7 protein-coding genes and 1 pseudogene are annotated in these 12,793 nt (G+C 77.6%); 3 read left to right on the top strand and 5 right to left on the bottom strand.

Annotation, left to right across the window (positions count from 1 at the left end; genetic code table 11):
• Positions 1 to 44: 44 nt before the first annotated feature.
• Both ACI79V_RS07275 and ACI79V_RS07270 read right to left on the bottom strand, forming a co-directional pair.
• Positions 45 to 953 carry a DUF2510 domain-containing protein gene (locus ACI79V_RS07275; RefSeq protein WP_456887902.1) on the bottom strand — a complete coding sequence of 303 codons (909 nt, stop codon included), beginning with the start codon at positions 951 to 953 and terminating at the stop codon, positions 45 to 47.
• Between the two features lie 90 nt (positions 954 to 1,043).
• Positions 1,044 to 2,447, bottom strand: a complete 1,404-nt coding sequence (locus ACI79V_RS07270) for a M20/M25/M40 family metallo-hydrolase (protein ID WP_456887898.1) — start codon at positions 2,445 to 2,447, stop codon at positions 1,044 to 1,046.
• A gap of 46 nt (positions 2,448 to 2,493) precedes the next feature.
• On the opposite strand from ACI79V_RS07270, the gene ACI79V_RS07265 reads away from it, so the two are divergent.
• From ACI79V_RS07265 to ACI79V_RS07255, 3 genes and pseudogenes are all read left to right on the top strand, one after another.
• On the top strand, positions 2,494 to 3,330 hold the full coding sequence (locus ACI79V_RS07265) for an alpha/beta fold hydrolase (protein ID WP_456874439.1): 837 nt from the start codon (positions 2,494 to 2,496) through the stop codon (positions 3,328 to 3,330).
• Positions 3,331 to 3,403: 73 nt separating this feature from the next.
• Positions 3,404 to 3,616: pseudogene (locus ACI79V_RS07260) on the top strand (GNAT family N-acetyltransferase); the annotation flags it as partial.
• Between the two features lie 61 nt (positions 3,617 to 3,677).
• Complete coding sequence (locus tag ACI79V_RS07255) at positions 3,678 to 5,582, top strand: DUF222 domain-containing protein (RefSeq protein WP_456887896.1); 1,905 nt, start codon at positions 3,678 to 3,680, stop codon at positions 5,580 to 5,582.
• Positions 5,583 to 5,622: 40 nt separating this feature from the next.
• Here the strand turns inward: ACI79V_RS07255 and ACI79V_RS07250 are convergent, their stop codons facing one another.
• The 3 genes from ACI79V_RS07250 to ACI79V_RS07240 are packed head-to-tail and all read right to left on the bottom strand — an operon-like array spanning position 5,623 to position 12,728.
• Entirely contained in the window at positions 5,623 to 6,117 is a 495-nt protein-coding gene (locus ACI79V_RS07250) for a GNAT family N-acetyltransferase (RefSeq protein ID WP_456887894.1), read from the bottom strand.
• A 21-nt stretch (positions 6,118 to 6,138) separates the two neighbouring features.
• The gene (locus tag ACI79V_RS07245) at positions 6,139 to 9,543 is read right to left on the bottom strand and encodes an ATP-dependent helicase (RefSeq protein ID WP_456887890.1); all 3,405 of its coding nucleotides are present in this window, start codon (positions 9,541 to 9,543) and stop codon (positions 6,139 to 6,141) included.
• Positions 9,540 to 12,728, bottom strand: coding sequence for an ATP-dependent helicase (locus ACI79V_RS07240; protein WP_456887888.1), 3,189 nt, complete (start codon positions 12,726 to 12,728; stop codon positions 9,540 to 9,542). Before ACI79V_RS07240 ends, ACI79V_RS07245 begins: the two co-directional genes overlap by 4 nt.
• Positions 12,729 to 12,793: the final 65 nt, after the last annotated feature.

Here is a 12,793-nt window from a genome sequence, read left to right as displayed (position 1 = left end):
GGACCGACCCTAACCACGCCGGACCACGCCGTGCCGGGCGGCTGTCAGAGCACGTCGATGTCGTCGACGACGCGGTCGATGACGCCGTAGAGCTCGGCGTGGGTGTTCGGGATGGACACGTAGAGCAGCGCGGGGTCGGGCCGGCCGACGTCGACGACCAACACCGCCGCGCGCTCGCCGGTCGAGTCGTAGCCCTCGACGTCCCAGGTGAGCTGGAACTCGACCAGGTGGGCGTTGCGGCCGTCGACGGTGAGCGCCTCGTCGCGCAGCACCTCGCGCTCGTTGGGGAACGGGTAGTAGGCGGCGCGGACGCTGTCGGCCAGCGCGGTCACCGTCGCCTGCTCGCTGCCCGGCCCGGTCCAGCCGTACCCGTCGGCGACCGGTCCCGACGTGCACTGGGCGATGAAGTCCCCGCCGCCGGGCACCGCCTCCTGGGTGGTGAAGTACTGCCCGGCGATGGTCCGGGTCTCGGGCATGATCCCGAGGTCGTACTCGAACCAGCCGTTGCCGAGGAACGGGTAGGAGATGCCCGCCTCCTCGTCGATGATCCGGACGGTGCCGGGCGGGAACGTGGTCCCGGCCGGCGGGTCGACCGGCGGCGGGTCGGCGACGGGGGTGCGGCTGCCCGACAGGCCGACGACCAGCGCGACCACCACGACGGCGACCACGGCGAGCACCCCGCCCGCGACCCACCAGGCGGCCCGCGCCCGCGTGCGCGGCGACGACTCCGGGCCGGGCTCCCAGCCGGACCCCTGCCCCGCGTCCCAGCCCGCGGGCGGGACCGGCGGACGCGGCGGGGCGGCCACGGGCGGGGCCTGGACGGCGACGCCCGGGCCGGCCGGGGTGGTGACGTCGGACCAGGTCGCCCCGTTCCACCAGCGCACCATGCCCGCGGCGCCGTCGGGGTCGGGGTACCACCCCGCCGGTGCGGTCGGCTGGCCGGGTGCGCTCACGCGGGTGAGCGTAGGACGGCGACGCCGCCGGTCAGGGCTGCCGCGGCGCGACGTGACCCAGCTGTGGCCGCGGTCGGCGCGCCGGGAGGGTCACCGCGCCGCGAGTTCCCGCCACAGGTGGGCGGCGGCCTCGGCGCCGCGGTACAGCATCGGCAGCAGCACCCGCTCGTTCGGCGAGTGGATGCGGTCGGTGGGCAGTCCGGCGCCGAGGAACACCAGCGGCGCCCCGAGCACCTCCACCAGGTCGGCCTCGGGGCCGGAGCCGCCCTCGCGGGTGAACAGCACGTCGGCGGGGTCGGTGTCGAAGGCCTGCCCGATCGCGCGCAGCAGGGCGCCCGTGTGCGGGGAATCGAGGTCGCTGGCGCACGGGGCGACGCCGCCCGGCGGGGTGTGCACCTCGGCGGTGATGCCCTCGGGCATGGTGGCCTCGACCCAGGCGCGCACCATCGGGCCGACGTCCGCGGGCCGCTGGTCGGCGACCAGCCGGAAGGTGAGCTTGGCGTGCGCCTCGGCGGGGACGATCGTCTTGTGCCCGGGGCCGGTGTAGCCGCCCCACATGCCGTTGACCTCGGCGGTCGGGCGGGCACCGACCCGCTCCAGGGTGCTGAACCCCTCCTCCCCCGCCGTCGCACGCGACGCCGCCGGGCCGGCGAGCCAGGCGGCCTCGTCGAACGGCACGCGGGCCATGAGCTCCCGCTCGCGGTCGGTCAACGGCCGCACCCGGTCGTAGAAGCCGGGCAGGGTGACCCGCCCCCGGTCGTCGTGCAGCGCGGCGAGCAGCTCGGCCATCGCGTGCAGCGGGTTGGGCACCGCACCGCCGAAGGAGCCCGAGTGCAGGTCGACGGCGGGGCCGCGCAGGGTGATCTCGACGTCGGCCAGCCCCCGCATGGCGACGACGGCGCTGGGCACGTCGGGCGCGGCCATGCCGGTGTCGCTGACGACGACGACGTCGCAGGCCAGCCGGTCGGCGCGCTCGCGCAGCAGGTCGGCGAAGTACGGCGAGCCGGACTCCTCCTCGCCCTCGACCAGCAGCTTGACCGTGACCGCGGGGGTGTCGCGGCCCGTGGCGGCCAGGTGCGCGCGGATGCCGAGCAGGTGGAAGGCGACGTTGCCCTTGTCGTCGATGGCGCCGCGGGCGTGCAGCTCGGGACCGTCGGGGGTCTCGACGCGGGTCGGCTCGAACGGCGGGTGCACCCACAGCTCGAGCGGGTCGACCGGCTGCACGTCGTGGTGGCCGTACACCAGCGCGACGGGGGCGCCGGGGTCGGCCGACGGCCACTCGGCGTAGACCGCGGGCGCGCCGGGTGTCTCCCACACCTCGACGGTCGGGAAGCCGGTGCGGCACAGCGCGTCGGCCAGCCACTGCGCGCTCGCCGCGACGTCGCCGGCGTGCGCCGGGTCGGCCGAGATCGACGGGATGCGCAGCCAGGCGTCGAGGTCGGCGTGCAGGTCGTCGAGGTGGGCCAGCACGAAGTCGCGTTCCGGGCTCGTCACGGTCGCCGACGGTAGCGGCGGACCGGCACCGGCTACCTTGCGGCCCATGGCCGGAGAGCTGCTGCGGGTGGACGTCGGTGACCTGACCTTCGACGTGCGGGCCGACGGCCCCGAGGACGGACGGCCGGTGCTGCTGCTGCACGGCTTCCCCGAGACGTCGCTGTCGTGGGCGGCGGTGCAGCCGCGGTTGGCGGAGGCGGGGCTGCGGACCTACGCCGTCGACCAGCTCGGCTACTCCCCCGGCGCCCGGCCGCAGGAGGTCGACGCCTACGCGATGACCAACCTCGCGCAGGTCACCGCCGACCTGATGACCGCGATGGACGTGCCGGTGGCCGACGTGGTCGGGCACGACTGGGGCGCCAACGTGGCGTGGTCGCTGGCGGCGTGGCACAGCGACCGGGTGCGGTCGCTGACCGCCGTGTCGGTCCCGCACCCGACGGCGTTCACGATGGCCTGGCGCAGCGACCCCGAGCAGAAGGAGCGCTCCTCCTACATCCGGCTGTTCTGGCAGGAGGGCAAGGCCGAGGAGGTCCTGCTCGCCGACGGCGCCCGGCGACTGCGCCGGATGTACGGCGACGCCGTCGACCCGGAGGCCGTCGAGGAGTACGTGTCGGTGCTCTCGGCGCCGGGTGCGCTGACCGCGGCGCTCAACTGGTACCGGGCGATGAGCTCGGCGACGCCGGTCGCCGAGGTCCCGGTGCCGACCACCTTCGTGTGGAGCGACGCCGACATCGCGATCGGCCGGATCGCCGCCGAGGGCTGCGGGGAGCACGTGACCGGCGACTACCGGTTCGTCGAGCTGTCCGGGGTGAGCCACTGGATCCCCGAGGAGGCGCCCGACGCCCTCGCCGCCGCGATCCTGGACCGCATCGCGTCCTCGTGACCGTCCGCCTCTGCGTCCCCACCGCGGAGGAGGTCGGATCGCTACTCGGCCGCCGGTTTGAGGCCGTGGGACCGCGACGGCGGCGGGGCGGCTCGCGCTGGAACGGGCGCGGGCTCTGGGGGTACCGCGGGTCGTGGCGATGGTGCACGCGGACAACGCGGCCTCGCTGTCGGTCGCGCGGAAGCTGGGCTTCGCCGAGGAGGCCCGGCTCCGCTCACCGTCCGGGGCTCCGGTCCTCCAGTTCGGCGTCGCGTTGGCTCGCTCCCGACCGATGACGTCGCTCTGAGCTGGGCCTTTCTCGCCTACAGGACTTGATCGACACGGTGCTCGAACGTATGATCGAATGCATGGCGGGAGTCCGGGCGGTCGACGAGCCCCTGGTGGGGTGGGCGTCGGGGCCGTTGGGGGTGGTGCAGGCCGCCGACCGGGAGATCGCCCGGCAGACCGCGCTGCGGGCCCGGGCGGTGGCCGCGTTCGCCGCATCCCGGCCGTCGTCGGCCGACCGGCCGCCGGGCTCGCCGGGGGCGATGTCGGCCGAGCGGTGGGCGGCCCGGGCCGAGGTGCTGCGGCCGGTGAGTGAGTGGGCCACCGACGAGCTGGCGGTCGCGCTGGCGCTGTCCACCCAGGCCGCGCAGGCGCTGCTGGAGCGGTCGCTGACCCTGGTGCACCGGCTGCCGGGCACGCTGGCCGCCCTGGAGTCCGGGGCGCTGCACATCGGGCACCTGGGCCCGCTGCTGGACAAGGTCGCCCCGATCACCGACGCCGCGTTGCGCGCGGCCATCGAGGCCGATCTGCTCGCGTGGGCCGCCGGGCGGCACACCACGCCGGCGCAGCTGGGCGACAAGGCCCGCCGGGAGCTGCTCACGCGCACCGCCCGCACCGCCGCCGATGACCTGCTGCGCGCGGTGCGCCGGCGCGGCGTGGATGCCCGCCCGGCCCGGGTCGACGGGATGAGCGTGGTCTCGGCGCTGCTGACCACCCCGGAGGCCGCCGCCCTGCTCGCCGCGCTGGGTGCCTGTGCCGACGCGCTGCCCGCCGACGGCCGCAGCCGGGGGCAGAAGATGGCCGACTGCCTGCTGGACCTGGTGCTCCGCCCGGGCGAGTCCGGGCTGCCGCCGGTGCAGGTGACGCTGACCGTGGTCGCTCCGGTCGGGGCACTGCGGGGCGGGGACCAGCCGTGCGAGGTCGACGGGCAGGTGGTGCCCGCCGAGCTGGTCCGGGCGCTGCTGGCCGCCCTCACCGGCCAGCGGGCCGACACCGCCGCGACCGACACCGCCGCGGCCGACACCACCGCGGCCGATGGCGAGGCGACCGACACCGAGCCCGCCGGCACCGACGCGGCCCTGGGGGTCGATGCGGTCGGAGCCGGGGCGTTCCTCACCGAGGACGAGCACTTCGCCCGGTGGGCCGAGGAGCTCGAAGCGCGGATCCTGGCCGGGGAGTTCGATGCCCGCCCCGGGCCCTGCTACCTCGACGAGGACCTGCCACCGGACGATCCGCCCGACGCGGAGGACACGGCCGATGCGGATGACACGGCCGACGCCGACGCCGACGCCGATGAGGTGGCCGCACCGGACGCCGATGGCTGGTGGGCGCGCGCCGACCGCGCCGTCGACCAGGCGAGCACCGCCCTGCTCGGGCTCGAGCGCGCCCTCGGCCACGCCCGCCGCATGGTGGCCACCGCGCGGCGCGCCGACGCCGCGGACGAGGCCACCTGGGCACGCAGCGCGGCCGGCCGGGTGAGCGCCGCCCCCGACGCGCTGACCGCGCTCACCGCGGCCACCGACACCGCCCGCGCCGACCTCGCCGCGCTGCTCGCCGCCACCGCCGGGGGCGGGCTGGCCGACCGGCCCCGGATCGCACTCACCCATGCTCTGACCGGTGCGCTGCTGGCCCTCACCGACCTGCCCGCCCTGCACCGCGCCGCCCGCACCGGCACCGGGCTCGGCGCCCCTGCCGCCACCGCCGGCTACCGGCCGAGCGCCGCGCTGAACCGGCACGTCCGCGCCCGCGACCGCCGCTGCCGCTTCCCCGGCTGCCGCCGCCCCGTGCCCCGCGCCGGCGAACTCGACCACGCCACCCCCTGGCCGGCCGGACCCACCACCGCGGCCAACCTCACCGGCTACTGCACCGGCCACCACCGCGGCAAACACCAGGCCCCCGGCTGGCGCCACGTTCTCGCCCCCGACGGCACCCTCACCGTCACCACACCCACCGGCCTCACCGCCGCCACCACCCCACCGCCCTACTGACGGGTGACCAGAGCGGCGGGCGGACCGGCCGGCCGCACAGTCAGAGCAGCCGGTAGTAGCGCACCAGCGGCAGGGCGGTGAAGCCGGCCGCCTCGTAGGTCCGCCGGGCGGGGGCGTGCCCGGGGTCGCCGCCGGTGCCGATGGCCACGAGGCGGACCCCGGCCCGCCGCAACTGCTCCACCCCGTCGTCGAGCAGCGCGCGGCCGATGCCGCGCCGCTGGGCCGCGGGGTCGACGGCCAGCATCTCGACCTCCCCGCTGTCGGGCTCGTCGAACGACTCGTCGTGCACCAGGACTGCGACGAACCCGACCGGACGGCCGTCCTCGTCGGCCACCCGGACGCGCACCCCCGGGTCGCGGCAGACCCGCTCGACGGCCGCCGCCTGCGATCGCGACCAGTCGGGGTACAGGTGCCGGTACACGCGAGCCCCGAGGACGGTCTCGAACGAGGCGAACACCGGCGCCCACGCGCGCAGCGACAGCGCGACGACGGCGTCCACGTCGGCGTCCCGCAGGTCGCGGATCTCGACGGTCACGCGGTCAGGCTGGCGGTGCCGTCAACCGAGTTCGGGGTCCTCCGGCGGCGGGGGCAGCTCGTCGTCGTCCGGCTCGGGCGGCAGGTCGTCGGGGAGCGGGGCGTGGACCGCGCGGCCGGTCACCAGCGCGAGCAGGCCGGCCTCGTCGAGCAGGTCGACCGGGCGCACGGTGACCCCGGCGGCGACGTGGTGGAACCCGGCACTCACCCGCTCGACGGGGACCCCGGTCAGCCGCGACCAGCCCAACCGGTAGGCGGCGAGCTGCACCGCCGCGGCCGACAGCTCCGCGCCCGACGGCGGCGGACCGGTCTTCCAGTCGACCACCTCGAAACCGCCGGCACCGTCGGTGAACACCGCGTCGATCCGCCCGCGCAGGGTGAGCGGGCCCAACGGCGTCTCGAAGGGCACCTCGACCTCCACCGGCTGCCGGTCGGCCCACGGACTGGCCAGGAACGCCGCCTGCAGCGCGCCGAGGGCGCCGTCCGGCGTGGCGGACTCGTCGCCGGAGCCGGGCAGCTCGTCGAGGTCGAGCAGCCGCGCGACCCCGAACCGCTCCTCCAGCCAGGCGTGGAAGGCGGTGCCGCGGCGGGCCAGCGGCGCGGGCGCGGCGGGCATCGGCCGGCGCAGCCGCCGGGCGAGCTCGGCCGGGTCGCGCCGCAGGGTGACCAGCTCGGAGACCGACAGGTGGCTCGGCAGCGGTACCTCGACGCTCGGCCGGGCGGTGCGGCGCCGCTCGCGCAGCAGCAGGTCGGCGTCACGCACCCACTGCTCCACCACCGGGTCACCGGCGCCGAGGGCGGCCGCGGCGTCGAGCGGGTGCGGCGCGGCACCGGCCACCAGCTCGGCGGCGGCGGTGAGCGCGCGCCGGCGCGGCTGGGACAGCGGGTCGGCCGGCCAGACGCCGACCGGCCACTCCTCCAGCGCCGGGTTGGTGGCGCCCTCCTCCGGCCGCTCGGCCCAGGCGACGACGACGCCGGCGCCGGCGGTGCACGCGCGGCGCACGGTGTCCAGCAGCACCGACGGGCCGTTGGGCTTGACGCCCTCGCGCCACCAGCTGCCCGAGCACACCAGCAGGTGCTTGGCACGGGTCACCGCGACGTAGCCCAGCCGGATCTCCTCGGCGGTGCCGAAGTCCTTCCACTCCTCGACGTAGTCCTCGAGGGCGGCGCGCACCGCGGCCTGGTCGCCGGACCCGGGCACCGGCAGGCGCAGCTGCGGCAGCTCCGCACGGTCGGTGGTGCGCAGGTCGACCGGCACCGCGCCGGGGTCCTTGACCCAGGAGTCGGCGGTGTCGGTGCGGGCCGGGAACTGGTCGGCCGTCATGCCCGGCACCGCGACGACGTCCCACTCCAGGCCCTTGGCCGAGTGCCCGGTGAGCAGCTGGATCGACTCGGGGTCGACCGCGACCTCGCCGGGCTCGAGCCCCCGCTCGCGCTCCTCGGCGTCCTTCAGGTAGCCGAGGAAGGCCGGCAGTGACGGCAGCTCGGCCAGCTCGGTGAACTCCGCGGCGACGGCGTGCAGCGCGTCCAGGTGCGCCCGCGCGGACCCGGGACTGGCGCCGGGCGCGCTCGCCAGCTCGGTCTCCAGGCCCAGCACCCGGACGACGTCGTCGACCATGTCCGGCAGCGACTCGCCCAGCCGACCGCGCAGGTGCGCGAGCTCGGCGCCGAGCCGGCGCAGCCGCCGGTGCGCGGCGGCCGAGTAGGCCGACGGGTCGCCGAGGTCGTCGAGCGCCTCGACGATGCTGCCCCGCTCGGACGGCCGCGGGTCGTCGTCCTCGGGGTCCGGCTTCCGGGAGTGCACCAGCGCGCGGGCGCGGGCCTCGAGGGCGGCGAGGTCGCGGGGGCCGATCCGCCAGCGGGCGCCGGTGAGCAGCCGGCCCAGCGCGTCGCCCGCGGTGGGGTCGACGAGCACGGTGAGCGTGGCGACGACGTCGGCCACCTCGGGCACCTCCAGCAGCCCGCCCAGGCCCACCACGGTGACCGGCAGGCCGCGGGCGCGCAGGGCGGCGGCGATGCCGGGCAGCTGCTTGCGGGTGCGCACCAGCACCGCCGTCGTCGGCGGGCGGCCGTCGGCGCGGGGCGGCAGGTCCGGGTCCTCCCCGCGCCAGCAGGCGGCCAGCCGGTCGGCCAGCGCCTCGGTCTCCTCGGCGACCGTCGTGTACAGGCCGGCGGTGACCAGCCCCTGCCCGGCGCCGGGCGCCGGGGTGAGGTCGGGCAGCGGCACGTCCGGCGCCGGCAACAGCCCGGCGACGTCGTTGGCGACGGCGAGCACCGCGCCGTCGTTGCGCCAGCTGGTGGCCAGGGTCAGCCGCTGCGCCTCCTTCCCGCGGGCGCCGGGGAAGGTGCGGGCGAACCGCTCGATCGTCCCGGCCGACGCGCCGCGCCAGCCGTAGATCGACTGCCGGGGATCGCCGACGGCGAGCACCGGGTGCCCGCTGCTGCGGCCGAACAGCGCCTCGAGCATGCGCAGCTGGCCGACGCTGGTGTCCTGGTACTCGTCGAGCAGCACGATCCGCCAGCGGGCGCGCTCCCGGCGGCCGACCTCGGGTGCGCTGACCGCGACCCGCGCGGCCAGCGCCACCTGGTCGGAGTGGTCGATCGCGCCGGCGGCCCGCTTGCGCCCCTCGAAGGCCTCGACCAGCGGCAGCAGCGCCACGCGGGCGCGCTGCCGGGCCAGCATGTCGAGCACCGGCTTGTACGGGCCGCGCTTGCCCTTCGCGTCGGGGTAGCCGGCGATGCGCCGCTCGAGCTGCGCGGTCCACTCCCGCAGCCGGTCGGCGCTGATGTCGTGCTCGCCGAGCTCGCCGGCCAGCGCGAGGACGTCCTCGACGGTGGTCAGCGGGCTCAGCGGCACGTCGGACATGTCGCCGGTCCAGCCGGAGACGACGGAGGACGCCTGTCCCCAGCACATGGCCGGGCCGAGCACGCCGGCGCCGGGATCGACGCCGATCCGCAGCCCGTGCTCGCTGACCAGCGACGCGGCGTAGCCGTGGTAGGTCGACACCGTCGGCATCGCGACGGCGAGCCGCTCCCGGAGCCCCGGGTCGGTCTCCGGGTGCCGCGCCAGCGCGGCCAGCCGGATCCGGATGCGCTCGTTGAGCTCGCTGGCGGCCTTGCGGGTGAAGGTCAGCCCCAGGACGGCGTCGGGGGCCACCAGCTCGTTGGCGACCAGCCAGCACACCCGGGCGGCCATCGTCTCGGTCTTGCCCGATCCGGCCCCGGCGACGACGACCAGGGGCCGGTCGGCCGGCGCCGACACCACCCGCGCCTGCTCGTCGGACGGCGCGTAGGACAGCCCGCAGCGCGCGGCGACCTCGGCCGGGGTGAGCACCCGGCGCGGCTGCACCGGCTCGGGCGCCGCGCCGAACAGGGCGTCGTCGAAGGCGAGCTGGTCCTCGACCGGGGCCGGCGTCCGCCGGCTCACGAGGTGACCTGCCGGCCGCGCTCGTGCAGCGGGCAGCTGCGCCGGGCCGGGCAGCGCGCGCAGTGGCTGCCGGTGCGCACCTCGAAGGTGGCCGCGCCCATGCCGTCGCCCACCTGAGCGACCAGCTGCCCGGCCCAGCTGTCGGCCACCGGGACGTCGGCGGGCAGCGGGTCCTGCGCCTGCTCCTTGGCCTTCTGCCCGGAACCGACCTGCAGCAGCGCCGCCCCGCCGGGGGCGTCGCCGTGGTCGCCGAAGGCACCGGCGGCCACGGCGACCTGGTAGGCGGCCAGCTGGCCGTGGGTGTCGATGTCCTTGGCCTGGGTGCGGCCGGTCTTGAGGTCGACGACGACCAGCCGGCCGGCGCCGTCGCGCTCGAGCCGGTCGACCTGGCCGCGGATGCGGGCGCGGCCCACGGTGACGTCGAAGTCGGCCTCCGCGGCCAGCAGCTCGCGGCGGTTGGCGGCGTGCCAGCCGAGGAAGCGCTCCAGCATGTCGCGGGCGGCGATCCGCTGCCTCTGGTCGGCCCAGCCGGGACCGAGGTCGAGCCGGTCGAGCTCCTCGGCCAGCGCCGCCCGCGCCTCGGCCACGGACAGCCCCTCGGCCACCCGCTGCGCGACGATGTGCACCGCCGAGCCGACGGTGCGCGTGCTGTCGGGCGAGGCCTCGGCACCGACCGCGCCGAGCACCCACGTGAGCGGGCACCGCTGGAAGGTCTCGATCGCCGACGGGCGCACCCGCACCGGCTCGCCGTCGGGCACCAGCGGGGCGTCGTCGGACAGCGGCGCCAGGCCCCACCAGTCGGCCGGGGAGGCGCCGGGCACGCCGTCGTCGGCCAGCCGGCGCAGCACCGCGGCGGCGGCCGACCGGCGGGCCGGCCCGGTCTGCGGGTCGCTGACCGCCCGCCGCAGCTCGGCGACCAGCGCCGGCAGGGTGAGCGAGCGGGGCAGCGGCGTCAGCGGCCGGCCGTCGTCGGGCGGGGCGGCGACGAGGTCGAGGAAGCGGGAGGCGGTGGCGCCGGCGTCGGGCCCGTCGAGCGCCCCCTCGACGGCGGTGACGACCAGCCGGCGGCGGGCGCGGGTGCAGGCGACGTAGAACAGCCGCCGCTCCTCGGCCAGCATCTGGGTGCGCCGGTCGACCACCGCGCCGTCGATCCCGGCCACCCGCTCGACGAGCAGCTCGGTGCCCAGCAGCGTGCCGCGGTCGCGCAGGTCGGGCCAGATCCCCTCCTGCACGCCGGCCACGCAGACGACGTCCCACTCCAGACCCTTGGCGGCGTGCGCGGTGAGCAGCCGGACCGCCTCGGCCACCGATCCGCGGCCGGCGTCGGCCAGCCCGGGCAGCTGCTGGGCCGTGAGGTGCTCGACGAACGCGCCGACGGTGGCCGAGGGCAGCCGGTCGACGAAGCCGGCGGCGGCGTCGAACAGCGCGACGACGGCGTCGAGGTCGCGGTCGGCGACCGCCCCGGCCGACCCACCGGCGGCGCTGGCCCGCGCCCACCGGCCGGCCAGGCCGCTGCGCTGCCACATCGCCCACAGCACGTCCTCGGCCGACCCGTCGCGGGCCAGCGCCACGCGGCCGGCGGCCAGCACCCCGGCGACCCTGCGGGCCGGGCGGGCGACGGCCTCGGGCAGTTCCTCGAGCAGCGCCTCGTCGGCGAGCGCGGTGGCCAGCGGCGCGCCGCGCTCGTCGGCGTCGACCCCCCGCTGGGCCTGGGCGATCCGCACCGCGCGGCGCAGCCGGCGCAGGTCGAGCACGGTGGCGCCGCCCAGCGGGGAGGCCAGCAGCGCCTCGGCGCCGGGCTCGTCCAGCGCCAGCGTGCCGGGCTCGGCGCCCGGCCGCGGCAGCAGCGCGGTGAGCGCGGCCAGCAGCGGCGCGACGGCGGGCTGCGCGGCCAGCGGGAGGTCGTCGCTCGCCACCTCGACCGGGACGCCGGCCGCGGTCAGCGCCCGCCGCAGCGGCCCGATGGCCAGCGCGGTGCGCACGACGACGGCCATCCCCGACCACGGGACGCCGTCGACGAGGTGCGCGCGGCGCAGCGTGTCGGCGACGTAGGCGGCCTCGACCGCCGCGGACCCGAAGACGTGCACCTCCGCGGCGCCCTCGTCGGTGCCCTCGGCGGCGGCCAGCCGGCGGTGCTCCCACGGTCCGGGCAGCGCCTCGGCGACCCGGCGGCTGACCGCCAGCAGCGCCGGGCCCGAGCGGCGGCACACCCCCAGCGACAGCCGCGGCGCGGGCCGGCCGGTGACGGTGCGGAAGCGGTCGGGGAACTCGACGATGCCGCGCGGCTCGGCGCCGCGGAAGGCGTAGATCGCCTGGTCGGGGTCGCCGACCACGACCAGGTCGCCCCCGCCGCCGGCGAGCAGCTGCAGCAGCTCGACCTGCGCCGGGTCGGTGTCCTGGTACTCGTCGACGAACAGCCAGCGGGCCCGCTCCCGCTCAGCGCGCAGCAGCGCGGGGTCGTCCTCGAGCTCGGCGATCGCGGCCCGGACCAGCTCGGCGGGGTCGTAGCCGGACGCGTCGCCGCCGCCGGCGGTGGAGAACGCGGTCACCGCCTCGTACTGCTCCTGGAACGCCGCCGCGTGCAGCCAGGCCTCGGTCCCGGTCTCGCGGGCCCACTCGGCCAGCGTCTCGGGGCCTACGCCGCGCTCGGTGGCCCGCAGGAGCAGGTCGCGCAGCTCGTCGCGGAACCCGGCCGTCGACAGCGCGGGCAGCAGGGACGCCGGCCAGCGCACCGCGCCCTCGCCGGCGACGTCACCGCGCAGCAGCTCGGCGACGACGGCGTCCTGCTCGGCGGCGGTGAGCAGGCGGGGCGGGGCCTCCCCGCGCAGCAGCGCCGCACGGCGCAGCACCCCGTAGGCGTAGGAGTGGAAGGTGCGGGCCAGCGGCTCGCGGATGGTGCGGGCGACCCGCGCGGTGACCCGCTCGCGCAGCTCGGCGGCGGCCCGGCGGCTGAAGGTCAGGACGAGGATCTGCTCGGGGTCGACGCCGCGGTCGATGCGCGCGGCGACCGCCTCGACGATCGTCGTCGTCTTGCCCGTGCCGGGGCCGGCCAGCACCAGCAGCGGCCCGCCCGGGTGGTCGACGACGGCCTGCTGGGTGGGGTCGAGCACCGGCCGCGGCGCCGTTCCCGTCGCCGGCGGCACCAGCCGGTAGACCGGTGCCGCCTCGTCCCCCCGTACCGCCACCCTCCGATGACACCACGCGCGGCCGACACCGTCAGGGAGCCGTCGGTCACGTCGGTCGCCCGGGG

This window comes from Geodermatophilus sp. SYSU D00700, assembly GCF_054050255.1.
The sequence above is the reverse complement of the archived record's forward strand: the minus strand, read 5'-3'. Positions and strand labels throughout refer to the sequence as shown.

Coding starts and splice junctions, on each gene's coding strand:
- ACI79V_RS07265 (WP_456874439.1), top strand. CDS start 2,494: ATGGCCGGAGAGCTGCTGCGGGTGGACGTCGGTGACCTGACCTTCGAC.
- ACI79V_RS07255 (WP_456887896.1), top strand. CDS start 3,678: ATGGCGGGAGTCCGGGCGGTCGACGAGCCCCTGGTGGGGTGGGCGTCG.